This window comes from Micromonospora sp. C51 (genome assembly GCF_018070435.1).
GTDB classification, from domain to species: domain Bacteria; phylum Actinomycetota; class Actinomycetes; order Mycobacteriales; family Micromonosporaceae; genus Micromonospora; species Micromonospora sediminimaris.
This window is the reverse complement of the sequence record NZ_JAGPXQ010000031.1, coordinates 21,942-46,492: the sequence shown is the minus strand read 5'-3', so window position 1 is coordinate 46,492 and position 24,551 is coordinate 21,942. Positions and strand designations below refer to the sequence as shown.

The 24,551-nt window shown below is 71.3% G+C and carries 23 protein-coding genes and 1 riboswitch; of the genes, 17 read left to right on the top strand and 6 right to left on the bottom strand.

All coding sequences use genetic code 11. The annotated features are described in order from the left end of the window. Positions 1-28: 28 nt before the first annotated feature. Complete coding sequence (locus tag KBX50_RS24295; protein WP_210940017.1) at positions 29-274, top strand: hypothetical protein; 246 nt, start codon at positions 29-31, stop codon at positions 272-274. Positions 275-1,124: 850 nt separating this feature from the next. On the opposite strand, the gene KBX50_RS24290 is transcribed toward KBX50_RS24295, so the two are convergent. After that, entirely contained in the window at positions 1,125-2,735 is a 1,611-nt protein-coding gene (locus tag KBX50_RS24290; RefSeq protein ID WP_210940016.1) for a C40 family peptidase, read from the bottom strand. Positions 2,736-2,984: 249 nt separating this feature from the next. Between KBX50_RS24290 and mqnE the strand changes: the two genes are divergently transcribed. The 7 genes from mqnE (at position 2,985) to KBX50_RS24255 (ending at position 10,184) form a co-directional block, all read left to right on the top strand. After that, a complete protein-coding gene (mqnE, locus tag KBX50_RS24285; protein WP_210940015.1) occupies positions 2,985-4,154 on the top strand; it encodes an aminofutalosine synthase MqnE in 1,170 nt (389 codons plus the stop codon). 24 nt (positions 4,155-4,178) lie between these two features. Next, entirely contained in the window at positions 4,179-4,601 is a 423-nt protein-coding gene (locus tag KBX50_RS24280) for a hypothetical protein (protein WP_210940014.1), read from the top strand. Between the two features lie 37 nt (positions 4,602-4,638). Continuing rightward, positions 4,639-4,929: a DUF4229 domain-containing protein gene (locus KBX50_RS24275; protein ID WP_093403985.1), complete on the top strand. Its 291-nt coding sequence runs from the start codon at positions 4,639-4,641 to the stop codon at positions 4,927-4,929. 176 nt (positions 4,930-5,105) lie between these two features. Then, complete coding sequence (locus tag KBX50_RS24270; protein WP_210940013.1) at positions 5,106-6,986, top strand: M14 family zinc carboxypeptidase; 1,881 nt, start codon at positions 5,106-5,108, stop codon at positions 6,984-6,986. Positions 6,987-7,155: 169 nt separating this feature from the next. After that, a riboswitch (cobalamin riboswitch) is annotated at positions 7,156-7,216 on the top strand. Between the two features lie 110 nt (positions 7,217-7,326). Further along, positions 7,327-8,262, top strand: a complete 936-nt coding sequence (locus tag KBX50_RS24265; protein WP_210940012.1) for an ABC transporter substrate-binding protein — start codon at positions 7,327-7,329, stop codon at positions 8,260-8,262. A gap of 24 nt (positions 8,263-8,286) precedes the next feature. Then, positions 8,287-9,390, top strand: a complete 1,104-nt coding sequence (locus tag KBX50_RS24260; protein ID WP_210940011.1) for an iron ABC transporter permease — start codon at positions 8,287-8,289, stop codon at positions 9,388-9,390. Continuing rightward, positions 9,387-10,184 (top strand): ABC transporter ATP-binding protein, encoded by a 798-nt coding sequence (locus KBX50_RS24255; protein WP_210940010.1) that lies wholly within the window; start codon positions 9,387-9,389, stop codon positions 10,182-10,184. The genes KBX50_RS24260 and KBX50_RS24255 overlap by 4 nt, the downstream gene beginning before the upstream one ends. 17 nt (positions 10,185-10,201) lie before the next feature. Here KBX50_RS24255 and KBX50_RS24250 read toward each other — a convergent pair whose 3' ends face one another. The 3 genes from KBX50_RS24250 to KBX50_RS24240 all read right to left on the bottom strand — a co-directional run bounded on the left by KBX50_RS24250 (position 10,202) and on the right by KBX50_RS24240 (position 14,020). Beyond that, entirely contained in the window at positions 10,202-10,966 is a 765-nt protein-coding gene (locus tag KBX50_RS24250; protein ID WP_210940009.1) for a VOC family protein, read from the bottom strand. Positions 10,967-11,041: 75 nt separating this feature from the next. Continuing rightward, positions 11,042-11,812, bottom strand: coding sequence for a VOC family protein (locus tag KBX50_RS24245; protein WP_210940008.1), 771 nt, complete (start codon positions 11,810-11,812; stop codon positions 11,042-11,044). 135 nt (positions 11,813-11,947) lie between these two features. Next, positions 11,948-14,020, bottom strand: a complete 2,073-nt coding sequence (locus KBX50_RS24240) for an AAA family ATPase (RefSeq protein ID WP_210940007.1) — start codon at positions 14,018-14,020, stop codon at positions 11,948-11,950. A 173-nt stretch (positions 14,021-14,193) separates the two neighbouring features. Between KBX50_RS24240 and KBX50_RS24235 the strand changes: the two genes are divergently transcribed. Genes KBX50_RS24235 through KBX50_RS24225 form a run of 3 tightly spaced genes read left to right on the top strand, consistent with a single transcriptional unit; the run spans position 14,194 to position 17,072 of the window. Beyond that, a complete protein-coding gene (locus KBX50_RS24235) occupies positions 14,194-14,775 on the top strand; it encodes a helix-turn-helix transcriptional regulator (protein WP_210828548.1) in 582 nt (193 codons plus the stop codon). A gap of 41 nt (positions 14,776-14,816) precedes the next feature. Then, positions 14,817-16,187, top strand: a complete 1,371-nt coding sequence (locus KBX50_RS24230) for an MFS transporter (protein ID WP_210940006.1) — start codon at positions 14,817-14,819, stop codon at positions 16,185-16,187. A 33-nt stretch (positions 16,188-16,220) separates the two neighbouring features. Next, on the top strand, positions 16,221-17,072 hold the full coding sequence (locus tag KBX50_RS24225) for a menaquinone biosynthetic enzyme MqnA/MqnD family protein (RefSeq protein WP_210940005.1): 852 nt from the start codon (positions 16,221-16,223) through the stop codon (positions 17,070-17,072). An 18-nt stretch (positions 17,073-17,090) separates the two neighbouring features. Here KBX50_RS24225 and KBX50_RS24220 read toward each other — a convergent pair whose 3' ends face one another. Both KBX50_RS24220 and KBX50_RS24215 read right to left on the bottom strand, forming a co-directional pair. Continuing rightward, positions 17,091-18,026 (bottom strand): serine hydrolase, encoded by a 936-nt coding sequence (locus tag KBX50_RS24220; protein WP_210940004.1) that lies wholly within the window; start codon positions 18,024-18,026, stop codon positions 17,091-17,093. Next, entirely contained in the window at positions 18,026-19,003 is a 978-nt protein-coding gene (locus tag KBX50_RS24215) for a hypothetical protein (RefSeq protein WP_210940003.1), read from the bottom strand. The genes KBX50_RS24220 and KBX50_RS24215 overlap by 1 nt, the downstream gene beginning before the upstream one ends. A 356-nt stretch (positions 19,004-19,359) precedes the next feature. Between KBX50_RS24215 and paaA the strand changes: the two genes are divergently transcribed. The 6 genes from paaA (at position 19,360) to mqnC (ending at position 24,533) form a co-directional block, all read left to right on the top strand. After that, positions 19,360-20,421, top strand: a complete 1,062-nt coding sequence (gene paaA, locus KBX50_RS24210; protein ID WP_210940002.1) for a 1,2-phenylacetyl-CoA epoxidase subunit PaaA — start codon at positions 19,360-19,362, stop codon at positions 20,419-20,421. Further along, positions 20,418-20,705, top strand: a complete 288-nt coding sequence (gene paaB, locus KBX50_RS24205) for a 1,2-phenylacetyl-CoA epoxidase subunit PaaB (protein ID WP_093404003.1) — start codon at positions 20,418-20,420, stop codon at positions 20,703-20,705. The genes paaA and paaB overlap by 4 nt, the downstream gene beginning before the upstream one ends. After that, positions 20,702-21,427, top strand: coding sequence for a 1,2-phenylacetyl-CoA epoxidase subunit PaaC (paaC, locus tag KBX50_RS24200; protein ID WP_210940001.1), 726 nt, complete (start codon positions 20,702-20,704; stop codon positions 21,425-21,427). Before paaB ends, paaC begins: the two co-directional genes overlap by 4 nt. A gap of 4 nt (positions 21,428-21,431) precedes the next feature. Further along, a complete protein-coding gene (paaD, locus tag KBX50_RS24195; RefSeq protein WP_210940000.1) occupies positions 21,432-21,908 on the top strand; it encodes a 1,2-phenylacetyl-CoA epoxidase subunit PaaD in 477 nt (158 codons plus the stop codon). Further along, positions 21,905-23,032, top strand: a complete 1,128-nt coding sequence (gene paaE / locus KBX50_RS24190) for a 1,2-phenylacetyl-CoA epoxidase subunit PaaE (RefSeq protein ID WP_210939999.1) — start codon at positions 21,905-21,907, stop codon at positions 23,030-23,032. Before paaD ends, paaE begins: the two co-directional genes overlap by 4 nt. Before the next feature lie 310 nt (positions 23,033-23,342). Further along, positions 23,343-24,533: a cyclic dehypoxanthinyl futalosine synthase gene (gene mqnC / locus KBX50_RS24185; protein WP_210939998.1), complete on the top strand. Its 1,191-nt coding sequence runs from the start codon at positions 23,343-23,345 to the stop codon at positions 24,531-24,533. Positions 24,534-24,551: the final 18 nt, after the last annotated feature.

Genomic DNA, 24,551 nt, shown 5'->3' with positions numbered 1-24,551 from the left:
GTGGGCCGGATGGTGTCCGCGTTGGCCGGTGGCGGCGGGAACGGGGGCGCCGGCATCGGGCCCGGTGGCGGCGGTGGCGGCGGTACGGGCGGACCGGGAGGCGGCGTCGGCGGCGGTGCGGGCGGACCGGGAGGCGGCGTCGGCGGGCCCGGAACCGGCGGCGCGGGCCGGGGGGCAGGTGGCGGAATGGGGGCTGGCCCCGGCGGGTACGGACCGGGCGTCGGCGGCACCGGTGCCGGGGAGGGCGGTGCCGGCGACGGCGACGGTGGGGTAGGCCCCGGTGGGACCGGTCCGGGCACCGGGGGATGGGGTGCCGGTTCCGGCCCGGGTGCGGGCGGCGTCGGCGGTTCGGCCGGCTCCGGCGGCCTTGCGGGCTCCGGTGGCTCGACCGGCTCCGGTCCGGCTGGCCTGGCCGCTCCCGGTTGGGCCGGAGCGGACCGGTAGACACCGGACGTCTTGCCGCCCCCTCCGGCGGACTCCGCCTCGTCCACGCTCACCCGGCTGAGCCCAGGCACCCGAACACTGGCCCGCGCCGATTTCGATGCCGTCGGCTCCCGGTACGGCTGGACAGCCTCCCGTTGACCGGGTATGCCGGTCGCCGAGGTCGATCCGTCGAGCGCGACACCTCCGTTCGTGCCCACCGGTCCGGCGGTGGCCCGGTACGTGGTGCCCCCTCCGGCCCCGGCCAGCCCGGCGCCGGCCGGTGGCTGACCGTGACTCAGGCCGCCGGGTGCCGTCACCGTGGCGACGCCTGCCCGGCCCCGGGCCGGTCCCGCCGGCCGGGTGGCGGCGTCTGCGCTGGGCCGATTGGTGAATGGTTGGGCGGGCTCATCGGCCGCCGGGTCCGCGGAAGCGCTGGTATCCGGCTCCGGCGCGGTGGTGGGGGTGGGTTCCGGCTGGGCGGTGGCGGTGGGTTCTGGCTCGGCCGTGGGCGTAGGGGGCGGACCCGCCAGCCCCGCCGGAACCTCTTGCTCCGTCATCGTCGCCTCCGCGCCACGCTCGCAACCGGACCCGTGTCGCCGGACCGGGAGTGCCTGAGTGACACCGTGCCATATTCCACCCGTCCGGCACACCCGGAGTGCGTACCGCGCCACGGGTGGGCGGGCTGCGGGTGCGGGCTCAGGTCACCGTCCGCTGGCCGTGGACGGGCTGGCCGAGGCGCTCTCGTCCGGTGCCCCGCTGCTCGCCGCCGTGGTCGGATCGGCCTTGCCGGCGGCGGTGGTCGGAGCGACGCTGCTGGCCCCGAGGGTCGGCGAGGTGGCCTCGGAGGCTGAGGTCGTCGCCGACGGGGTGGTGGTCGCCGACCGGGTTGCCGACGGCGTGGTGGTCGCCGACGGGGTTGCCGAGGGCGTGGTGGAGCCCGTCGGGGTCGGCGACGGCGTGGTCGAGCCCGAGGGAGTGGGCGAGGGAGTCGTCGTCTTGGTGGGCTTCGGCGTCGGCTTCGTCGTCTTGGTCGGCTTCGGCGTGGGCTTGGGGGTCGGCTTGGGCTTGGGGGTCGGTGGCTGCGACGGGGTCGGCGAGGACGTCGGTGCCGGAACCGCACCCACCACCCGGGTCGCGGCGTAGAGCCGGGACCAGCGAACCGTGGAGATCTTGACCACGTCACCGGTGGTCGGCGCGTGGATCATCTTGCCGCCGCCGACGTACATCCCCACGTGGTGGATGCTCTGCCAACTGCTACCCGAGGCGAAGAAGAGCAGGTCGCCAGGAAGCAGCGCGGTGCGCGGCACCGTCCGCGAGCTGGTGGCGCGGTACTGGTCCCGGGAGACCCGCGGCAGCTGGCGGTAACCCGCCGACCGGTATGCGGCCCACATCAGGCCGGAGCAGTCGAACGAGTTCGGTCCCTCGGCCGCCCAGACGTACGGGTCGCCGAGTTGTTTCCGGGCGTACGCGACGGCGGCCTTTGCCGTGGGGTGCGCGGAGAGCCCACCGGCGGACTGGTCGACGTAGTCGGCACCGAGCTGCTGCTCGGCGGCCTCCTGCTGGCGGGCCAACTCGACCAGCTGCGCGGAGTTCTCGTCGCGTAGCTTGATCAGTTCCGCTTCGGCGTCGCGCAGTGCCTGCTTGGTGGCGGTGTACTGCTGCTGAACGCCCTGAAGTCGCGACTGGGCGGCGGCGTGCGCCTGCGTCGCCACCTGCTCGTCGGCGCGGGCACGCGCCATCTCGCCGGCGGCCGGGCCGGTGTCGTGCCCGACCTTCTCGCCGCGGTTCGCCCGGCTGAGCAGGTCCAGGTCACGCAGGTCGGTGGCGAACCCGCCGGGTGGTAGCGCGGCGGCAGCCTTGATGGCCTCGGCGGCGACCTGGTCCGCGCGCTGCTGCGCCTGCTGGACCGCGCCCCGGGCGAACTCAAGATCACGCTCGGCGGTGAGGAACTGGGTCTGCACCTCGTTGCGCTGCTGTTCGAGTTCGAGCAGTCGGGTGCCCAACTCGGCGACCCGCGCCTCCGCGGCGGTGATCCGGGTTTCCAACGCGCTGGCACCTGGGGTGCCGAGCGTCGGTGGCGTCAGGCCCGGGGTCGTGCCGGCGGGCATGCCGGGTAGTTGGAGAGGCCCGGTGGCCGTGGGCCGGGAACCGGTGTCGGGCACCGTGACGGGTATGCCGGGCTCGGCGTACGCCGGTGCGGCGAGGACCGTACTGGCGACCGCGGCGAGCAGGGCGGACCAGAGCGCCGGCCGGAGCACCGGTGAGACCACCGGACCTCGTCGCCGCTGCCGTCCGTCCGCGCTGTCGATCATTCGGCTCCCCGTCCGGCGTTGCTTTGGCCGCGCTCGGTCGGCGCGGCGGTTCGGGACGCTACCAGTGTGTGTCGTGCCCCACCCTGTCTTACCTCACGCGGTGCACTGGTGTCGATGTCTGGCCGGATAACGGGAGGCTGAGAGTTCGCTGCTGACCACCACGGTGTGAGGTGCCGACGCGGCCGACGTAGGCTCGGGTGGCGGCCGTGTTCCGGTCGCGACCGCAGGTGGAAGGGGACGGGGCTTTCGATGGACGCCGGACTCAAGCGTGAGCTCGAAGCGAAGGTGTACGCGGGGGAGCGGCTGACTCGTGAGGACGGGATCGCCCTCTACTCCAGCGACGACCTGACCTGGTTGGGGCGGCTGGCCCACCACAGGCGCACCGAGATGAACGGTGACCGGGTGATGTTCAACGTCAACCGGCACCTGAACCTCACCAACGTGTGCAGCGCGAGCTGCGCGTACTGCTCCTTCCAGCGCAAGCCGGGCGAGAAGGACGCGTACACGATGCGCATCGACGAGGCGGTCCGTAAGGCCAAGGAGATGGAGGACGAGCAGCTCACCGAGCTGCACATCGTCAACGGCCTGCACCCGACACTGCCCTGGCGTTACTACCCCAAGGTCCTGCGCGAGCTGAAGGCCGCGCTGCCGAACGTCAAGCTCAAGGCGTTCACGGCGACCGAGGTGCAGTGGTTCGAGAAGATCAGCGGGCTGGGCGCAGACGAGATCCTCGACGAGTTGATGGACGCGGGCCTGGAGTCGCTGACCGGTGGCGGCGCGGAGATCTTCGACTGGGAGATCCGCCAGCACATCGTCGACCACGCCTGCCACTGGGAGGACTGGTCCCGGATCCACCGGCTGGCGCACAGCAAGGGGATGAAGACCCCGTCGACCATGCTCTACGGCCACATCGAGGAGCCCCGGCACCGGGTCGACCATGTACTGCGGCTGCGTGAGTTGCAGGACGAGACCGGCGGCTTCCTGGTCTTCATTCCGCTGCGCTACCAGCACGATTTCGTCGACTCGGCAGACGGGAAGATCCGTAACCGGATCCAGGCTCGCACCACGATGGCCTCGCCGGCCGAGTCGCTGAAGACCTTCGCCGTCTCCCGGCTGCTGTTCGACAACGTCCCGCACGTCAAGTGCTTCTGGGTCATGCACGGCCTGTCGGTGGCCCAGCTCTCGCTCAACTTCGGTGTCGACGACCTGGACGGCTCGGTCGTGGAATACAAGATCACCCACGACGCCGACTCGTACGGCACGCCGAACACCATGCACCGCGACGACCTGCTGCACCTCATCTGGGACGCCGGGTTCCGCCCGGTCGAGCGCAACACCCGCTACGAGGTGGTCCGCGAGTACGACGCCGCCCCCGCGCTGGCCGAGCGTCGGGCCGAGCCGCAGCAGGTCTGGGCCTGACCCGACGCGTACCCTGGCACGACGATGACCGAGCAGCAGAGCGCGTTTCCCCGCCGGGACGCCGAGGGGCGGATCCGGACCCTGGGTGACCTGGTGGGTGTCGGCCTGGCCGGGGTGGTCATCGGGCTGCTGGTGCTGGTGCTCTTCGACGTTGCCTTCGCCTGGTTCGGTGCCGGTGAGTTCGGCCAGGCCAACGGCTGGCTCGCCGTGATCCTGCCCGCCTGGCTGTTCTGGGAGGACTTCCGGGCGTGGGATTTCGGGGCGCCCCGGGTGGTGGCCGCGCTGGTGGCCGTGGCGATGGCGGTGGTCTCCGGACTGCTGGTCGCCGGTGTGGCTACGGCGCTGCCGCCGCTGCTGTCCGGCGTGCTCGCCGCGACCACGTTCACCGTGGTGTACGCGATGATCTGGTTTCCCGGCGTGCGCTGGCTGGCCAACCGGACCGGCTGAGGCAGAGTGACGATATGAGCGAGCGGAGCGAACGAACGTGAGTGCGGCGGTCAAGTACACGCTCGGCCGGATCGGTCTGTTCGTGGTCGTGGTGGCGGCCCTCTGGCCGGTCGACATGGACATCTTCCTCAAGTTGATCCTGGCGCTGCTGTTCTCCGCAGCGCTCTCGTTCTTCCTGCTCAAGGGCTGGCGTGACGAGATGGCCGAGGAGATGGCCGCCGCCGCCGAGCGTCGTCGCGTGGAGAAGGAGCGGCTGCGCTCCGCCCTGGCCGGCGACGACCAGGCCGACGGCGCGACGGGTGACCGGCCCACCGACGAGAAGGGCTGACTGCCCCGGCGACGTGGTCTCCGGTTACGTGGCGTGCTGGTCGACGGGAGCATGTCGCGGACATGAGTATCCGGTTGGGATGAGCCAAACAACGATCGATATTGATATGACCATGTGACAGGTGGTGGGCTGTCCGCTACCGAGCGGGGGATCCCCGCGCCTCCAGGAGGTTGTCCATGGCCTTCCGTTCCATCCCCGTCCGCCGTGCCCTGGCGCTCATCGTCGCCGCCGGGCTCGGCCTGCTCACCATCGCCGCGCCACCGGTCTCCGCCGAACCGGCGCCCAACCGGGACCAACAACCGGCCGCCGTGCCCTACCGGGTGCTCGGCCCGAAGACGCTCGCCGACCGCAGCGCGGTCGCCCGTACGGGTGCCGCCATCGACTACTCCGAGCACGGGGTGCTGCACGTGTCGGCCACCCGAGCCGAAGCCGCCGCCATCACCCGGCTCGGGTTCCGGCTGGAGGCGATCGCCGCGCTGCCGACCGAACGGGGGCAGGCGGAAGGCGACGTCGGGCTCCTCGGCTTCCCGTCGGCCGACTCCAACTACCACGACTATCCGGAGATGATCGCGGCGGTGAACAAGGTCGTGGCCGATCATCCGACGCTCGCGCGGAAGGTCAGCATCGGGAGCTCGTACGAGGGCCGTGACCTGGTCGCGGTGAAGATCTCCGACAACGTCGCCACCGACGAGGACGAGCCGGAGATCCTGTTCAACGCGCAGCAGCACGCCCGGGAGCATCTGACCGTCGAGATGGCGCTCTACCTGCTCAACCTCTTCACCGACAACTACGGTGCCGACTCCCGCATCACCAGCCTGGTCAACAACCGGGAGATCTGGGTCGTGCCCTCGGTCAACCCGGACGGCAGCGAGTACGACATCGCCACCGGCTCCTACCGGTCGTGGCGTAAGAACCGCCAACCCAACAGCGGATCGTCGTACGTCGGCACCGACCTGAACCGGAACTGGAGCTACAACTTCGGGTGCTGCGGCGGCTCGTCCGGTTCCACCTCCTCGGACACCTACCGGGGCCCGTCGGCGTTCTCCGCCCCCGAGACGCAGGCGCTGCGCAACTTCGTCAACAGCCGGGTCGTCGGCGGCGTGCAGCAGATCAAGGCCAACATCGACTTCCACACCTACTCCGAGCTGGTGCTCTGGCCGTACGGCTACACGTACAACAACACCGCCCCGGGGATGAGCGCCGACCAGTACAACACCTTCGCCACCATCGGCCAGCAGATGGCGGCGACCAACGGCTTCACTCCGCAGCAGTCCAGCGACCTGTACATCACCGACGGCAGCAGCATCGACTGGATGTGGGCGACACACGGCATCTGGGCGTACACCTTCGAGCTGTATCCGGGCTCGGCCTCCGGCGGCGGCTTCTACCCGCCCGACGAGGTCATCCCGCAGCAGACCACGCGCAACCGCGAGGCGGTGCTGATCCTCTCCGAGTACGCCGACTGCCCGTACCGGGCCATCGGCAAGCAGGCCCAGTACTGCGGCAGCGGTGGCGGAGGGACCACGGTCTGGTCGGACACCTTCGAGACCTCGACCGGCTGGACGACCAACCCCAACGGCACCGACACCGCGACCACCGGGCAGTGGGAACGGGGCGCCGCGCAGGCCACCAGCTCCAGTGGGGCCAAGCAGCTCACCCCGTACGCGGGCAGCAACGACCTGGTGACCGGCCGCCTGGCCGGCAGCGGAGCAGGTGACTACGACATCGACGGCGGGGTGACAAGCGCCCGTTCGCCGGCTGTCGCACTGCCAGCCAGCGGCACGTTGACCCTGTCGCTGGCGTGGTACCTGGCGCACGGCTCCAACTCGTCGTCAGCGGACTACTTCCGGGTCAGCGTGGTGCACAGCGGCGGCACCACGGCGCTGCTCACCCAGGCCGGTGCGGCCAGCAACCGCAACGGTGCCTGGACGGTGTCGAACCTCAACCTCACTCCGTACGCGGGCCAGTCCATCCGGATCCTGGTGGAGGCCGCGGACACCTCGACCGCCAGCCTCGTCGAAGCGGCTGTGGACAACGTCACCATCACCTCCTCCTGAAATCGGACGGGGCCCCGCCATCCCCTCGCGCGGGGCCCCGTTCCAGGACCAAACGGGCAGACCGGCTTTCTCCCAGCGCTCACCGCCGGGCCTCCGGCAGCGCCACCGGCCTGCTCAACGGGGCGCAGACGCGACGTGCGCTACGGTCTTACCGACCCGTTCCAGCGAAGCCGGTGCGACACCGGCGCTGTCCCGCAACTGTGATGCCCCGTTACCGGGGACGAGCCAGGTCGCCTGGGGCGCGGTCGCGATCCGCGCTCTCGAGGAAGGGCGCCTCGCGGACGGGTGCCCCTGGCTCCCTGTCGGCGAAGCAGCACATCCTCGACCGACAGGAGGACCGATGTTCAGACGTACCCCCCGGGTCTTCGCCGCCAGCCTGGCGGCGGCTGCGCTCGCGCTCGGCGCCTGCGCTGAGAAGACCACCGACACCCCCAGCGCCGGCGGCAGCCCGAGCGCCGCCACCTTCCCCGTCAGCGTCGGGTCGCTGACCCTGGAACAGCGACCCGAGAAGATCGTCTCGCTGTCGGCCACGGCCACCGAGATGCTCTTCGCGATCGGCGCCGGCCCGCAGGTCACCGCGGTCGACGACCAGTCCAACTTCCCGGCGGACGCACCGAAGACGGATCTCTCCGGCTACCAGCCGAACGCCGAGGCGGTCGCCGCGAAGGACCCCGACCTGGTGGTGCTCAGTGACGACCGCAACAAGATCGTCGATCAGCTCACCAAGCTCAAGATCCCGGTTTACCAGACTCCGGCGGCGCAGACCCTCGACGACTCGTACCGGCAGATCACCGAGCTGGGCACGCTCACCGGCAACCCCGACGCGGCGACCGACGTGGTCCAGCGGATGAAGGACGACATCGCGAAGATCGTGGCCGAGGTGCCGCAGCGAGCCGAGGCGCCCACCTACTTCCACGAGCTGGGCCCGGAGCTGTACACCGCCACCAGCAAGACCTTCATCGGTTCGATCTACAGCCTCGCCGGGCTGGAGAACATCGCCGACGCGGCCGACGCCGACGGAAAGAACGGCGGCTACCCGCAGCTGTCCCAGGAAGTCATCGTCGACGCCAACCCGGACTTCGTCTTCCTCTCCGACGTCAAGTGCTGCCAGCAGAGTGCCGCGACGGTCAAGGCACGCAGCGGCTGGGGCTCGCTCACCGCGGTGCAGCAGGACCAGGTCGTGGAGCTCGACGACGACATCGCCTCCCGGTGGGGGCCGCGCGTGGTGGACCTGTTGCGGACCATCGTGGACGCCACCGCCAAGGTGTCCCAGTGACGATGGCCGGGCGCTGACCGGGTCATGCACGACGTGCTGAAGCCCGGCCGCCCGGTCGCGTCGGCCGGGGCGGCCACCCCGCCCCGGCCGGCGGGCCTGCGGAAACGCTGGCTCGCGGCCGGAGTGCTGGCCGTGCTCGTCGCGCTGGTGGCCGGGGTCTCGCTCGGCCCGGTGAGCCTGCCGCCCGGCAGCGTCGCGATCGAACTGCTCAATCTGCTGCCCGGGGTACGCCTGGACAGCGGGTTGACCGAGCGGGAGATCGCCATCGTCACGGAGCTACGGCTGCCCCGGGCGGTGCTGGGTCTGCTGGTCGGTGGGCTGCTTGCCCTGGCCGGTGGCGCATACCAGGGAGTGTTCCGCAACCCGTTGGCCGACCCGTACCTGCTCGGCGTCGCGGCCGGGGCCGGGCTGGCGGTCACCGTGGTGCTGACCCTGGGAGTGGGCGCGGGCGGCGCGTTGAGCGGTTTGCCGGTCACCATCCCGCTGGCCGCCTTCGTCGGCTCCCTCGGGGCGGTGGCGATGACCTACCTGCTCGGCTCCGCCGGTGGGCGCAGCCGTTCCCCGGCCACCCTGATCCTGGCCGGCGTGGCCGTCTCCGCGTTCCTCAGCGCCGGGCAGACGTACCTGCTGCAACGAAACGCGGAGAGCATCCAGCAGGTGTACTCGTGGCTGCTCGGGCGGCTGGCCACCGCCGGCTGGCAGGACGTCCGGCTGGTGCTGCCGTACTTCCTGCTGACCAGCCTGATCATCCTGCTGCACCGGCGGGAGTTGGACGTGCTGTCGGTCGGCGACGACGAGGCGGCCAGCCTCGGCCTGCACCCGCAGCGGTCCCGGTACCTGCTGATCGCCGCCGCCTCGCTGGGTACTGCCGCCGCCGTCTCCGCCTCCGGCCTGATCGGCTTCGTCGGCATCATCGTGCCGCACACCGTACGGATGCTCGCCGGGGCGAGCTACCGGGTGATCCTGCCGCTGTCGCTGCTGTTCGGGGGTGCCTTCCTGGCGCTGACCGACGTGGTGGCGCGGACCGCCGCCGCACCGCAGGAGATCCCGATCGGGGTGGTCACCGCGCTGCTGGGCGGCCCGTTCTTCGTGGTGGTGCTGCGCTCCGCCCGGCGGGTGCTGACATGAGCGACTCGTCGGCCGCGCCCGCCGTCGACCTGCGCGACCTGCGGATCAGCCTGGACGGTACGCCGATCCTCGCGGGCGTCGACCTGACCGTCGCCACCGGCGAGTGGGTCACGGTGATCGGCCCCAACGGCGCGGGGAAGTCGACGTTGTTGCGCGCCGTCGGCGGCCTGCTCCCCGCACCGGACGCCGTCCGCCTCTTCGGTACGCCACTGAACGAGCTGCGCCGCCGGGAACGGGCCCGGGTGGTGGCCACGGTCGCCCAGTCGCCTGTCGTACCGCCCGGCATGGCGGTGCTGGACTACGTGCTGCTCGGTCGTAACCCGTACATCCCGCCACTGGGCCGGGAGTCCGCCACCGACCTGGCTGTGGTGCACGAGGTGCTCGACCGGCTGGACCTCGCCGGCTTCCACGCCCGGGAGTTGGCCACCCTCTCCGGCGGTGAGCGGCAGCGGGTCTTCCTGGCCCGGGCGCTGGCCCAGGGCGCCACCCTGCTGCTGCTCGACGAGCCCACCAGCGCCCTCGACATCGGCCATCAGCAGGAGGTCCTCGAACTGGTCGACCAGCTACGTCGGACGCACGGCCTGACGGTGCTGGCCACCATGCACGACCTCTCCATCGCCGGCGAGTACGCCGACCGCATGGTGCTGCTCGCCGCCGGTCGGGTGGCCGCGGTCGGTACCCCCCGGGAGGTGCTCACCGACCGGCTGCTCGCCGAGCACTACCGGGCCAGCGTCCGGGTCGTCGACGGTGAGCACGGACCGCTCGTGGTGCCGGTACGCCCCAGGCGGCAGTAGTCCGGACGCAGGGCGAGTCAGGCGGGGGCGGGCACCGGGCCGAGGATGGAGAAGAACGCCCCTTGCGGGTCGGTCAGCACCGCGAACCGGCCCCGGGGCAGGTCGGTCGGCGGGACGGACACGCTGCCGCCGAGTCGCTGCGCCTCGTCGGCCACCGCGTCGGTGTCGGTGACCGCGAAGTAGACCATCCAGTGCGACGGCAGGTCGCCCCACTCCTCGCCGACCATCGGCATCATTCCGGCCACCTGCTGGCCGTCGCGCTGCCAGGTGGTGTAGGTGACCAGATCCATCGGCTGGTCGTCGGCCGTCCAGCCGAAGACCGCACCGTAGAACTCCTTGGCCCGGTCGGGCTCCCGGGTGGTCAGCTCGGCCCAGGTCAGCGCCCCCGGCACGTCGAAGACCTCCGCCCCGGAGAGGCCCAGCGACTGCCACACCCCGAACGACGCGCCGGCCGGGTCGGTGAGCACCGCCGAGCGACGGGAGCCGGACACTTCGACGGGACCCGAGCGGAGCCGCCCACCGGTGGCCGTCGCGCGTTCGCAGGCCGTGTCGACGTCCTCGGTGGCCAGGTAGGGCGTCCAGGCAGGCTGCCCGTCGTCGGTCGGGCCAGCGCCGGCGACCGGTCTGCCCTGCTGGTGGAAGACGAGACGGCCGGTTGGCGGTTCGCCGGTCGCCTCGGCGACCGCCCAGCCGAACAGCGGCGCGTAGAAGCCGGCCGCCGCGGCGGGATCGCTGGTGAACAGGTCGACCCAGGCCGGCCTTCCCGGTGGAATGCTGGTCATGCGTACGCTCCGGTTCCGTCGATGATGGGCGGGGCGGTCCGAGGGTCGCACCCGGATCCGACACCTCGCTGGCGGTCAGCGCGTCCCGGCCAGGGCGATGACGTGGAACAGGGCACCGTGGGGGTCGCGGAGGGCGGTGAGGCGGCCGGCGGGTACGTCGCGCGGTGGCACCAGGATGGTGCCGCCCAGTTCAGCGGCGCGGGCGGCGGTGGCGTCCGCGTCGACGACCGAGAAGTACAGCGCCCAGTAGGCCGGTGAGTCGGCCGGAAACCCGCCACTGAGCGGCGGCATCATGCCCGCCACCAGCCGATCACCGAGCCGCCACCCGGTGTACGCGACCTGGCCCATCGGCTCCTCCTCCGGCTGCCAGCCGAAGACCAGCTCGTAGAAGATCCGGGCCCCGCCCGGATCGGGGGTCACCAGTTCGGTCCAACTCATCGCACCGGGCACGTCGAACACCTCGGCCCCGGCGAAGGCCATCGGCTGCCAGACACTGAAGGCGGCTCCGGCGGGATCGGTGAAGACCGCCATCCGACCCCGGTCGAAGACCTCGAACGGCGGCACCACCACCTGTCCACCGGCCCGCTCCACCCGGCCGGCGACCAGATCCGCGTCGTCGGTGGCCACGTACGTCGACCAGATCGGCACCTGGTCCGGCACGGCCGGCGGGCCCGCCCCGGCCACCGCCCGGCCGCCCAGCAGGAAGACCGTGTACCCGCCGGCCTCCGGCTCGGGGTCGACCCGGCCGGTCCAGCCGAACAGTTCCGGGTAGAACCGTCGGGCCGCGTCGAGCCCCGGCGTCGCCAGGTCGGCCCAACAGGGCGTACCCGCTGCGACGCTGACCACGGCCACCCCTTTCCGACCTGCGGCGACCACCGGCCGGCCGCCCTTCTCGGCATGGTGGCACCGGCCCACCGCTGTTCGGGGTGGAAACCGGGGGAACGTCAACTGAACCGGCGACTCCGGTCCCGCCGGTCGAGATCAGCCGAGCGGTGCGGGCAGCGGCGCGACATGCAGCACGGACAGCCGGGACACCGCCCGGGTGAGCACCACGTACAGCCGGTTCAGGCCGCGTGACTCGGCGGTCGCGATGGCGGCCGGTTCGACCGCGATGACGTGGTCGTACTCCAGACCCTTGACCAGGGTCGCGGGCATCACCGTGACGCGCGTCCCGGCCGGTCCGTCGGCGGTCGCGGTCTCCACCCCCGCCTCGGCCAGCGCCGCCCGCAGCCCGTCCACGGTCTCGTCGGCGGCGACGACGGCGATCGAACCTTCGTGCGTGAGCGCCGTCCGCACCTCGGCCACCGTCGCGGCCGCGAGATCGCTGACGGTACGCACCGTAAGCGCGCCGTCGCTGCGCAGCGACTCGGCCGGCGGCACGTCGACAGCCAGCGCCGGAAGCAGCCGGTTGGCGAAGGCCAGCACGGCGGCGGGCACCCGGAATCCGATGGTCAACGGCACCACCGTCGCGTCTGGCTTGCCCAGGTGGCGCAGGCTGTCCCGCCAGTCGCTGGCCGCCCACGGTGCGGTGGCCTGAGCCAGGTCGCCGAGGAGCGTGAGCGAGCCGTGCTCACTGCGTCGGGCGATGACCCGGCACTGCATCGCTGAGAGGTCCTGGGCCTCGTCCACCACGACATGTCCGTACCCGGCCGGTCGTTCGAGCAGGCCGGCTGCCTCGTCGATCAGCACGGTGTCGGCGGCCGTCCACCGGGTCGCCTTTGCCGTCCGTCCCAACCCGGTCCCGGTGGTGGGACGGCCGGAACCGGCGCTGGTCAGCAGCCGCTGCTCGTCGACAGTGAGCAGGCCGTCAGCGGCCCGTGCGAGCCGGTCCGGTTCGGTGTACAGCGCGTGCAGCAGGCCGTCCGGCGTGAGCGCGGGCCACACGGCGTCCAGGAACCCGGCGACCGGTTTCGACCGGCTCATCCGGCGCAGCCACGCGTCGCTCGGCGACTCCGCGCGCCGCGCCTCGGCCTGCCGTTGCAGCAGTCCGACCACCCGGGCCCGGACCCGGTCCCGCCCGACGGCGTACGGCAGGCGCTCTGCGCGGGTGTCCTGGACCAGCCGGTGCAGCGGCTCCAGCCCGATCCGCCAGCGGAACGAGCCATCGGAGACGAGCACCGGTTCCGCCGGCTCGCCGACGTACGCGTCCACGGCCCGGCGCAGCACCTCGGCCATCCGGGCGTCGTGCTTGAGCGTGGCCACGACCGGTGGATCCACCGCGCGTACCGGCACCCGGTCGACCAGGTCCTCCACGGTGGACTGTTCCACCTCGACCTCACCGAGCGCGGGCAGCACCGCCGCGATGTAGCCGAGGAAGGCCCGGTTCGGGCCCACGACCAGCACCTTCGACCGTCGCAGCCGCTCCCGGTGCAGGTAGAGCAGGTACGCCGCCCGGTGCAACCCGACGGCGGTCTTGCCGGTGCCCGGGGCACCCTGCACGCAGATCGAGTCGGCCAGGTCGGCCCGGACGAGTTCGTCCTGCTCAGGCTGGATGGTGGCGACGATGTCCCGCATCGGCCCGACCCGGGGACGCTCGATCTCGGCGGTGAGGATCCGGCTGGCCGTGCCCAGTTCCTCGCCCCGGTCCAGGTGCTCGTCCTCGAAGCTGGTCAGCTTGCCGTCGTTGAAACCGAACCGGCGGCGCACCGCCAGGCCCTGCGGATCGCGGGCGCTGGCCCGGTAGAACGCGCGCGAGACCGGCGCCCGCCAGTCCAGCACCAACGGTTCGCCCTGCTCGTCGGTGACGTGCCGGCGGCCGACGTGGTAGCGGCGGCCGGCATGTTCGGCATCCGCCTCGCCGAAGTCGAGCCGACCGAAGAAGAGCGGGGTGCGCGGGTCGTCGGCGAGTTCGGCGACCCGCCGGGCCAGGTGCCGGCCGAGCTGCTCGGCGGTGTACGCGTCCCCGGCCACCTTGTCGCCGGTGGCGAAGAGCGCTTCGGCGCGTTCCCGCATCCGGTGCAGCGCCGCCCGCGAGCGGGTCAGGTGCGCCCGTTCGGCGGTCAGTTCGTCGTCCAGCGCGGCTGGCTGGGAGATTTTTTCGGCGTGCAGGCTCATCCACGGACTCCTCGACACGGGAAGAAGGCTGCCGCTCGCGTTTCCGACTCGTGGGTCGGCGCGGGGACGTCCGCTGCGGTGCTACTCACCGCGGCCGTCGGGCGGAACGAACAGCCTACTGGAGGGCGCGCCGTGGACAACCGGTTTTCCTCCCGGCCGGGGATCATGGGGACATGACGCAGGCGAACCCCGAGCCGCCCCGGGTGACGATCAGCGACCCGCAGACGCTGCGGGCACTCGCTCACCCGGCCCGGCTCGCGATCATGGAACACCTGGCGACGACCGAGGGCGCGGTGACCGCCACCGAGTGCGCGGAGGTGGTGGGCCTGTCGCCGAGCGCGACCAGTTACCACCTGCGGGCACTGGCCAGGTTCGGCTTGGTGGAGCAGGCGCCGAGCCGGGGGGACGCCCGCGAGCGACTGTGGCGTGCCGCGATCCAGTCGTGGACGATCGACGCCGGCCGGGACGCCGACCCGTCGGTACGCGACGCCGAGCAGACCCTGGTCGAGGTTTTTCTGGCCCGGGAACTGGAGCGCAGCCGGGACTGGCTGCGCCGGGCTCCGGACGAATCCGAGGAGTGGTATCGCAGCGCGATTCTCAGCGAGTCGTTGTTGCTGCTCACCGCCGAGGAGCTGGCGGAGTTGAACGAGGCGGTGACGGCCCTGCTCCGGCCGTACCGCAAACGTACCCGGACCGATCCGCCGCCGGGCGCGCGCCGGGTGGCCGTCCAGTACCGGGCGCTGCCGCTGGCCTGACCTGCTTGCGTCAACCAGATATGAAGCATTACTTTCGAAGTATGTCCTTCACATCTGGCGAGTCGCGGTGGGCCGACGTCGCCCTGGCCACCGCCGCCCGTGGTCTCGCCACCTGCGGGCAGTTCCTCGCGGCGACCACGCTGACGCTGACCCTCCAGTCGTCCGGTGCAGGTGGCCGTGCCGTCGCGGGGATGCTGTTGGCGGCGACGCTGCCGCTCGTGGTGCTCGCCCCGCTGACCGGTCGGCTCGCCGATCGGGTGGACAGCCGGACGCTGCTGGTCGGAGCCGGTCTGGCCCAGTCGGTGATCTGCCTAGCGCTGGCGTACGCCGACCATCCGTTGCTGGTCGTGGGGCTGGTCGCGCTGCTCGCCAGCGGCCTGGCAGTCGCCCAGCCGGTGCTCGCCGCACTGGTCCCCGCCATGGTCCTCCCCACCGATCTGCCCAGGGCCACCGCACTCAACCAGACCGCCGGCATGCTCGGTGTGCTGACCGGACCGGCCATGGCCGGGTTCCTGGTGGGCGGCTTCGGTTCCCGGGTACCGCTGCTGATCGCCGCAAGCGGTTATCTGCCGCTCGTCGTCGCCGGCCTGCTCGTGCGTACCCGCAGGGGCGGTGTGCGGCGGGCAGCGATGCCCGGCAGTCCTTCGGTGGGCGCGGCGGTCGCGGACCGCGACGTCAAGGCAGCACGAGGTTGGCGGCTCCGGCGGGATCCGCTGCTGGTGGCGATGGTGGCGACCCTGGCCGGCGTGATCGCGGCCGTCGGCGCGATCAACGTCATCGAGGTCTTCTACGTACGCGAAACCCTCGGCGCGTCTGCCTCCGTGTACGGCCTGGTGACCGGGGCCTGGACGCTCGGTGTGCTCGCCGGTGCCTGGATCTTCGCCCGGGTGGCCGGGCGGTTCACCGACGACGGTGCCCTGGTACAGGGTGGCCTACTGCTGCTCGGCGGCTGTTGCGCGGCGGTCTTGCTCTCGGTGACGGTGCCCACGGCTCCGCTGTTGGTGCCGCTCTGGCTGCTCGGCGGCCTCTGCAACGGCGGCGACAACGTCTTCCACAACGTGGTGGTGGCGCGGCGGGTACCCGAGGCGGCCCGCGGGCGGGCCTTCGCCGCCGTGGGTGCCGCGGTGCAGGGGGCGGCAATGTTCGGTTACCTGGTCGGTGGTCTGCTCCTGGAGCTGACCGAACCTCGCCCGCTGATCGTCGGCTGTGGGGCGGCCGGGCTGCTGGTGCTGCTCGGCTTCGTGGTGCCGGTCCGCCGAACGGTGCGGGCCGAGCGCTCCCGCATCGGGCAACTGCGGAACCCGGAAGGCCCCGCGCAGACCGGGCCGGCGGGAGCCGAGCCGGTGGACGTCGGGCCACCGCAAGCCGGGCCGGCAGGTGCGGGGTTGGCCACTTCCACGACGTCCGGCTGAGCAGGTCACGGGCGGTGGGGATACGGTCGGGGCATGGTCGAGCGCCTCGCCCGCCCCCGCGTGGGGCACATCCAGTTTCTCAACTGCCTGCCCATCTACTGGGGGCTGATGCGCTCCGGTGCCCTGCTCGACGTCGACCTGCGCAAGGACTCGCCGGACCGGCTCAGCGCCCAACTCGTCGCCGGTGACCTGGACATCGGGCCGATCACCTTCGTCGAGTACCTCAAGCACGCCGACGAGCTGCTGCTCCTGCCCGACCTGGCCGTGGGCAGCGACGGGCCGGTGCTGTCGGTCAATCTGGTGAGCACCCGGCCGCTGGCCGACCTCGACGGCGCACGGGTGGCGCTGGGCTCGACCTCGCGGACGGGAGTGCTGCTTGCCCAGTTGCTGCTGCGCGAGCGGTACGGGGTCCGCCCGGAGTACTTCAGGTGTCCGCCGGACCTGACCCAGATGCTGCTGGAGGCCGACGCCGCGGTGTTGATCGGCGACGTGGCGCTGCGGGCGATGTACGAGGCACCCCGGCAGGGGCTGACCGTGACCGACCTGGGTCAGGCATGGCGGGAGTGGACCGGACTGCCGATGGTCTTCGCCGTCTGGGCGGTCCGCCGCGACTTCGCCGCAGCGCATCCCGGGTTGGTCAAGGAGGTGCACGAGGCGTTCCTGCGGTCGCGTGACCTGTGCCTGGCCGAACTGGACCAGGTTGCCGAGTCGGCGGCCCGGTGGGAGCCGTTCGACGCGAGCACGCTCGCGGAGTACTTCCGCGCCCTGGACTTCTCCCTCGGCGAACGTCAGGTCGCCGGCATCCGCGAGTTCGCCCGCCGCGCCGCCGCCCACGGCGAAACCCCGCCCCTGCCCCCCACCGGCCCCGCCTTCTTCACCCGCTGAGCCGCGGGTCCGGCAGGCTCACGGGCTGGTGGTGAGGAGGGCCTCGGTGATCTTCTCGCAGTTCTTCATGCCGTACTCGTAGCCCTTGTTGATCGGGTACTGGAGCATCACGCCCATCGTCCAGGTGTCGCCGATCGCCAGGCAGTTGACGTGGATCTCCTGCTCGCGGGTGCGGTCGACCCAGCCGTTCTTGATGGCGATCTTCTTCGCCTCGGCGGCCGGGAACGCCTTACGGATGCCGAAGTCGCCGGCACCGCGTACCTGACGCATCTCGCTGATCAGCCACTTGGTCCACTTCGGGCCGGCGGCGGTGCCGTCGGCGATGCAGTTGCCGAGCCGGGCGGTGTCCCGGGGGGAGAGTTCGGTACGGCTCCAGCCGAGATCGCTTGACACCTTGCTGTCGGTCAGCTCGCAGGTGGACAACAGCCGCTTGATCGAGGCCGACCGGCCGATCTGGGTGTAGAGCTGCTCGGTGCGGGTGTTGTCGCTGTCCCGGATGATCCGGGTCAGGTCGTCCAGCTTCGCGTCGCTCGGGGTCTGCCCGGCGTCGGCGGTACGGCGCAGGTAGTCGGCGACGATCCAGGCCTTGATGAGCGAGGCGGTGGTGCTGGTCTCGTCCATGTTGTCCGAGCCGATGATCTCTCCCGAACGGCGGTCCAGCACGCTCCACGCGTACCAGCCGTCGATGTCCAGGTCGATCTCTTTCGCCTCGAACGGCAGTGGCTCGGGCTCCGGCGAGGGACTGGGCGACGGCGACGGCCGTACGCTTCGGTCGGTCCGGGCCCCGTCCCGGGCCGTTGGTGACTCACCCCGACCCCACTGGGCGGCGGCCGTGGACTCGAAGGGCGATCCGGGCAGCAGGCGCAGCGAGACCAGGACCAGCCCGATCAGTACGGCGGCGATGGCGATAAGACGCAGCGGCGATGTCTCGCCGTTGCGGCTGCGGCCGGCCATCAGAGCTTTCCGATCGGCTGCTGGGGCACCTTGAGGGCACCGCCGGGCTGCGGCGTCACCAACTGGCTGGCGACGCTCGCGCAGACGTCCGCCCCGTAGTCGAGCCCGCTCTGCCGGGGGTAACGCAGCATCACCGCGAGGCTCCACTTCTCAGTCACGGCAAGGCAGTTGACGTGCCAGTTGCCGTCGTAGTTGAGGAAGGTCCAGCCGTTCTTGATGCTGACCGGGCCCTGGCTGGTGATCGACTCCGGCAGGCCGTCGATGATGCCCCACCGGCCGCCGCCCTCCCGGGGCTTCTGGTCCTCGGGCTCGGTGCTGCCCCGAACCTTGCTCATCTCGCTGATCAGCCACTTCGTCCACTTCGGGCCGGCGGCGGTGCCGTCGGCGATGCAGTCGCCCAGGCGTACCGCGTCGCGCGGGGACATCCGGGTGAAGCTCCACCAGCCCTCGTAGCCTTTGACGTTGCCGGGCTTGGTGTCGGTGAGGCCGCACAGCTTGATCGCCCGCTGGACCACCGGGCCGGGCCGCCCGTTCCCGGGCGCGCGGTAGGAACCGCCCGCAGCGGCGTAGACCCGGTTGGCCGCGTCGTCGTTGCTGTCCCGGATGGCCGTGCTGGCCGCCTTCTTCATCGACGCGGGCGGCTCCTTGTCACCGAGCTGGCGCAGGTAGTCGGCGACGATCCAGGCCTTGAGCATCGACTCGGTCGAGCTGGTCGCGGCCATGTTCTTGGAGCCGGCGAGCTGGTCGGTCTCCCGGTCCAGCAGCGCCCAGGAGAAGAACTCGCCCTTGAAGTTCACCGAGACCTTGCCGGCGGCAAGGGTCGGCGGCGGCGGTGGCGCGGGTGTGGGCGCGGCGACGCTCTCCGCGGCGGCCTCCGCCTCACCAGCGGAAAGCCGGGCGTACGCGGCCGGCACCAGCATGACGCCGCCGAGCAGTACCGCCGTCGCGGCGAGCACCATGGTCACGCGAGATCGCATGAGCGGGTGAGCTCCAGATGTCGGGGCCGGGGGGACCGGCTTGTTGCCAGGACTGACCGGTGGCCGATCGCCGGGCCGGGGGAAGCTGCCTGAGCTGGCGATCGTCTACAGCCGATCGGTGTGACGGGGGAAGTCTACGTGCGGATCGGCAATACGCCAGGACACGACACCGGGCAACTCGCCGTGAAGGCGGGATAACGAACCGCTATGTGGTCGTTGCGAGGATTTGTCGCTGATTCGTGACCTAACTCATAGTTACCTGCCCCACGGACCGCGATCGGGGGGTGACGGTGGGGTGCTTCGAATTTGTGTGACACCCCCTGGCGTCTCTTACCCTCAGCTGTAACACTGGGGACATGTATGGCAATGACTTCCCGGGCGAGGACGCGCCCGGCGGCCTGCTCGGTGAGGTCGAGGCCGCGGAGGCGGCGTTGCGCGCGGCCGCGGAACGCGGCCGCGCCGCCGCCGAGCCGGGCAGCGACCTCGCCGCCTACTTCGCCGAGGTCGTCGACGCCGACCAGAAGATCGAGCCCCGTGACTGGATGCCGGAGGCGTACCGGCGGACGTTGATCCGGCAGATCGCCCAGCACGCCCACTCCGAGATCATCGGCATGCAGCCGGAGGGCAACTGGATCAGTCGCGCTCCGTCCCTCAAGCGCAAGGCGATCCTGCTGGCCAAGGTGCAGGACGAGGCCGGACACGGTCTCTACCTCTACGCCGCCGCCGAGACTCTCGGCGTGAGCCGGGACGAGCTGGTCGACCTGCTGCTCAATGGTCGGCAGAAGTACAGCTCGATTTTCAACTACCCCACGCTGAGCTGGGCAGACGTCGGCGCGATCGGTTGGTTGGTGGACGGTGCCGCGATCGTCAACCAGGTGCCGTTGTGCCGCTGCTCCTACGGCCCGTACGCCCGCGCCATGATCCGGGTCTGCAAGGAAGAGTCCTTCCACCAGCGTCAGGGCTACGAGATCCTGCACACCCTGGCGCACGGCACCGCGGCGCAGAAGGCGATGGCCCAGGACTCGGTGGACCGCTGGTGGTACCCGTCCCTGGCCATGTTCGGCCCACCCGACGGCGATTCCACCCACTCCGCCCAGTCGATGGCCTGGAAGATCAAGCGGTTCTCAAACGACGAGCTGCGCCAGCGTTTCGTGGACATGTGCGTCGGCCAGGCCGAAGCGCTCGGGCTGCGCCTTCCCGACCCGGAGTTGCGCTGGAACGACGAGCGCCAGGCGTACGACTTCACCCAGCCCGACTACGACGAGCTGATGCGGGTGATCAAGGGCAACGGGCCGTGCAACCGGCAGCGGATGGAGCACCGGCGGCGCGCGCACAGCGAGGGCGCCTGGGTGCGCGAGGCAGCCGCCGCGTACGCCGCCAAGCGTGCGGTGAAGGAAAAGGAAAAGGTGGCAGCGTGAGCCGGCAACACACCCCGCTCTGGGAGGTCTTCGTCCGGGCCCGGCGCGGGCTGGCGCACACCCACGTCGGCAGCCTGCATGCGCCCGACGCGGAACTGGCCCTGCGTAACGCCCGTGACCTCTACACCCGACGTCAGGAGGGCGTGTCGATCTGGGTGGTGCCGGCAAGTGCCATCACCGCCTCCAGCCCGGATGAGAAGGACGCCTTCTTCGACCCGGCCGCCGACAAGGTCTACCGCCACCCCACCTTCTATGAGGTACCCGACGGGGTGGCACACCTGTGAGCGAGCTCTTCCCCTTCACCCTCGCCCTCGGCGACGACGCGCTGATCGCGGCGCAGCGGCTGGCCGAGTGGAGCACCCGGGCACCGGAGATGGAGGAGGACATCGCGCTGTCCAACATCGCCCTGGACCAGCTCGGTGCCGCCCGGCTCCTGCTGTCGTACGCGGGCGAGCTGGAGGGCGCCGGCCGGGACGAGGACGCGTTGGCGTACCTGCGCGACGACCGGGAGTTCCGCAACTGCCTGCTGGTCGAGCTGCCGAACGGTGACTTCGCGGTGACCATGGCGAAGCTGCTCGTCCTGTCGGCGTACCAGGTGCCGCTCTACACCGCCCTGGCCGGCTGCCCGGACGAGCGGTTGGCCGCCATCGGCGGCAAGGCCCGCAAGGAGTCCGCGTACCACCTGGACCACGCCGCGCTGTGGGTGAGGCGGCTGGGCGACGGGACCGAGGAGTCGCACCGGCGGATGCAGGCCGGCGTCGACCAGATCTGGCCGTACGCCGACGAGTTGTTCGCCGCCCGGCCGGACGCGCCGGTCGACCCGGCGACCCTGCGGTCCGAGTTCGACGACACCGTCACCGCTGTGCTCGCCGAGGCGACGCTTACCGTCCCCGAGGTCGGCTGGACGCCGGCCGGCGGGCGCGACGGGGTGCACACCGAACACCTGTCGTACCTGCTCGCGGAAATGCAGGTGGTGCATCGCGCCCACCCCGGGGCACGCTGGTGAACCGATGAGCAGAGCACGGCAGGCCGTGGCGGCGGTGGTGGATCCCGAGATCCGGGTGGTCACCATCGACGATCTCGGCATCCTCCGGTCGGTGCAGGAGGACCCGGCCACCGGCCGGGTGGTGGTGACGATCACCCCCACCTACACCGGCTGCCCGGCGATGGACGTCATCCGCGCCGACATCCGGCGCGCATTGGCCGCCGCCGGTCATCCGGACGCCGAGGTGCGTACGGTGCACAGCCCGGCCTGGAGCACCGACTGGATCAGTGACGCCGGACGGGCCAAGCTGGCCGCTGCCGGCATCGCCCCGCCCGCCCCGGTCCGGCGCGACGGCGTCGTTCCGCTCACCCTGGCGGTGCGCTGCCCACGCTGCGGGTCGCCGGAGACCGAGCAGCTCAGCCGCTTCGGCTCGACCGCGTGCAAGGCGCTGTGGCGTTGCCGCTCCTGCGCCGAACCCTTCGACCATGTGAAGGCCCTGTGACTGTCACCATCACCCGCCCGGTCCGCCGCCGGCCGGTGTTCCACCCGCTGCCCGTTGTCGCCGTGGACCGGCTCACCGCCGACGCCGTCGCGATCACCTTCGGGGTGCCGGAGGAACTGCGCGAGACCTTCGCCTTCCGCGCCGGCCAGCACCTGACCGTACGCCTGCCGGCGGCAGCCGGTGCGGCGGAGAGTGACGGCGGCGGGGACGTCCGTCGCTCCTACTCGATCTGCTCCACCCCGGCGGACCTGGCGCGGCACGGGCGGTTGCGGATCGGCGTGCGGGAGATCCCGGGCGGGGCCTTCTCCGGCTACGCCTGCGGGGCGCTGCGGCACGGCGACACCATCGAGGTGCTGCCGCCGCTGGGGCACTTCACCACGGCCTTCGCACCGGACCGGGCCCGCCGCTACGGCGCGGTGGTCGCCGGCTCGGGCATCACCCCGGTGCTGGCGCTGGTCGCCACCGCACTTGCCGTGGAACCGGCCAGCACCTTCACGCTGGTGTACGGCAACCGGACGGCCGGCAGCGTGATGTTCGCCGAGGAACTGGCCGACCTGAAGGACCGCTACCCGACCCGGCTGCACCTGGTGCATGTGCTCTCTCGGGAACAGGGCGATTCGGCGCTGCTGTCGGGTCGGATCGACGCGGAGCGGCTGGGTCGGCTGCTGGAGACCATCGTGCCCGGCGAGGCGATCGATGAGTGGTTCCTCTGCGGCCCGTACGGACTGGTGGTGGACGCTCGTGCGGTGCTCACCGCGCGGGGTGTCGCGGAGTCGGCGGTGCACACCGAGCTGTTCCACGTCGACGCGCCGCCCGAGCCGGTGCGCCGGACGGACGACGCGTCCGGTGGTACCGATGTGACGATCATGCTCGACGGACGCTCGTCGAGCTTCAGCATGCGCCGCGACGAACGCGTGCTGGACGCGGCGCTGAAGGTCCGCGGCGAGTTGCCGTACGCCTGCAAGGGCGGGGTCTGCTCGACCTGCCGGGCCAAGGTCGTCTCCGGTGAGGTGGAGATGGCCCGCAACTACGCCCTGGAGCCCGACGAGGTGGCCGCCGGTTACGTGCTGACCTGCCAGTCCAGCCCGCTCACCGACACCCTCGCCATCGACTACGACGCGTGACGTGTAGAACATTTAGTTCTACACGCCGTGGTAGCAGGCGACGTCCGGCTGGGCCGGTTGGTGGCAGAGGGCGCGCGATCGCCCGGCGTCCACCGGACCCCTGCCCCTGCCGCCCGTCCTCGATCGGCGGCACCCTCCCGCCGCGCCACTTACCGTGCAGGATTCTCGGTCGTCGCAGATCTTGGACAGTTCCCGTTAGCGCCTAACGGGAACTGTCCAAGATCTGCATGTTCGGGGAGCGGGTGCGGGACGCGTCACGGCGCGGAACACCCGTGGGAGCTGGGCGGGTGGTCGGCGTACCCTCGGGGGCGTGACGGTGATTCGGGAGATCGACGACATCCTGCAGCGCGGCGCAGACGGCGGGCGCATCACGCCCGAGGAGGCCCTGCTGCTCTACACCGACGCCCCCTTCCACGCCCTCGGCGAGGCGGCGGACGCGGTCCGTCGGCGGCGGTACCCGGACAACATCGTCACGTACCTGATCGACCGCAACATCAACTACACGAACGTCTGCGTGACGGCGTGCAGGTTCTGTGCCTTCTACCGGGCACCGAAGCACAAGGAAGGGTGGACCCACCCGACCGAGGAGATCCTGCGTCGCTGCGGCGAGGCGGTCGAGCTGGGCGCCACCCAGGTCATGCTCCAGGGCGGCCACCACCCGGACTACGGCGTGGAGTACTACGAGGAGCTGTTCTCCTCGGTGAAGCAGGCGTACCCGCAGCTCGCGATCCACTCGATCGGGCCGAGCGAGATCCTGCACATGGCGAAGGTCTCCGGGGTGAGCCTGGACGAGGCGATCGCCCGGATCAAGGCCGCCGGACTGGACTCGATCGCTGGTGCGGGCGCTGAGATGCTGCCGCAGCGACCCCGTACGGCGATCGCGCCGTTGAAGGAATCGGGAGAGCGCTGGCTGGAGGTCATGGAGCTCGCGCACCGGCAGGGCGTCGAGTCGACCGCGACGATGATGATGGGGACCGGCGAGACGGCCGCCGAGCGGATCGAGCACCTGCGGATGATCCGCGAGGTGCAGGATCGTACGCAGGGCTTCCGGGCCTTCATCCCGTGGACGTACCAGCCGGAGAACAACCACCTCAAGGGCCGCACCCAGGCGACGACCCTGGAGTACCTGCGGCTGGTGGCGGTGGCCCGGCTGTTCTTCGAGACCGTGCCGCACCTGCAGGCGTCCTGGCTGACCACCGGCAAGGACGTCGGTCAGCTGGCGCTGCACATGGGTGTGGACGACCTCGGCTCGATCATGCTGGAAGAGAACGTCATCTCCTCGGCGGGGGCCCGACACCGGTCCAACCTGCACGAGCTGATCGGGATGATCCGTTCCGCCGACCGGATCCCCGCCCAGCGCGACACGCTCTACAACAGACTGGCCGTGCACCACACGCCCGCCGACGACCCGAGCGACGACCGGGTGGTCTCGCACTTCTCGTCGATCGCCCTGCCCGGCGGCGGTGCCGGCCGTTCGCTGCCCCTGGTCGAGGCGAGCTGACCGACGCCCAATCTCGAC

Bases quoted from the DNA above. Each gene is read 5' to 3' on its own strand.
- KBX50_RS24225 (WP_210940005.1), top strand. From the start codon at position 16,221: ATGGTCGAGCGCCTCGCCCGCCCCCGCGTGGGGCACATCCAGTTTCTC.
- KBX50_RS24265 (WP_210940012.1), top strand. From the start codon at position 7,327: ATGTTCAGACGTACCCCCCGGGTCTTCGCCGCCAGCCTGGCGGCGGCT.
- KBX50_RS24290 (WP_210940016.1), bottom strand. From the start codon at position 2,735: ATGATCGACAGCGCGGACGGACGGCAGCGGCGACGAGGTCCGGTGGTC.
- KBX50_RS24220 (WP_210940004.1), bottom strand. From the start codon at position 18,026: ATGGCCGGCCGCAGCCGCAACGGCGAGACATCGCCGCTGCGTCTTATC.
- KBX50_RS24260 (WP_210940011.1), top strand. From the start codon at position 8,287: ATGCACGACGTGCTGAAGCCCGGCCGCCCGGTCGCGTCGGCCGGGGCG.
- KBX50_RS24270 (WP_210940013.1), top strand. From the start codon at position 5,106: ATGGCCTTCCGTTCCATCCCCGTCCGCCGTGCCCTGGCGCTCATCGTC.
- paaA (WP_210940002.1), top strand. From the start codon at position 19,360: ATGTATGGCAATGACTTCCCGGGCGAGGACGCGCCCGGCGGCCTGCTC.
- KBX50_RS24235 (WP_210828548.1), top strand. From the start codon at position 14,194: ATGACGCAGGCGAACCCCGAGCCGCCCCGGGTGACGATCAGCGACCCG.
- KBX50_RS24250 (WP_210940009.1), bottom strand. From the start codon at position 10,966: ATGACCAGCATTCCACCGGGAAGGCCGGCCTGGGTCGACCTGTTCACC.
- KBX50_RS24240 (WP_210940007.1), bottom strand. From the start codon at position 14,020: ATGAGCCTGCACGCCGAAAAAATCTCCCAGCCAGCCGCGCTGGACGAC.
- KBX50_RS24230 (WP_210940006.1), top strand. From the start codon at position 14,817: ATGTCCTTCACATCTGGCGAGTCGCGGTGGGCCGACGTCGCCCTGGCC.
- paaD (WP_210940000.1), top strand. From the start codon at position 21,432: ATGAGCAGAGCACGGCAGGCCGTGGCGGCGGTGGTGGATCCCGAGATC.
- KBX50_RS24280 (WP_210940014.1), top strand. From the start codon at position 4,179: ATGACCGAGCAGCAGAGCGCGTTTCCCCGCCGGGACGCCGAGGGGCGG.
- KBX50_RS24215 (WP_210940003.1), bottom strand. From the start codon at position 19,003: ATGCGATCTCGCGTGACCATGGTGCTCGCCGCGACGGCGGTACTGCTC.
- mqnE (WP_210940015.1), top strand. From the start codon at position 2,985: ATGGACGCCGGACTCAAGCGTGAGCTCGAAGCGAAGGTGTACGCGGGG.
- KBX50_RS24255 (WP_210940010.1), top strand. From the start codon at position 9,387: ATGAGCGACTCGTCGGCCGCGCCCGCCGTCGACCTGCGCGACCTGCGG.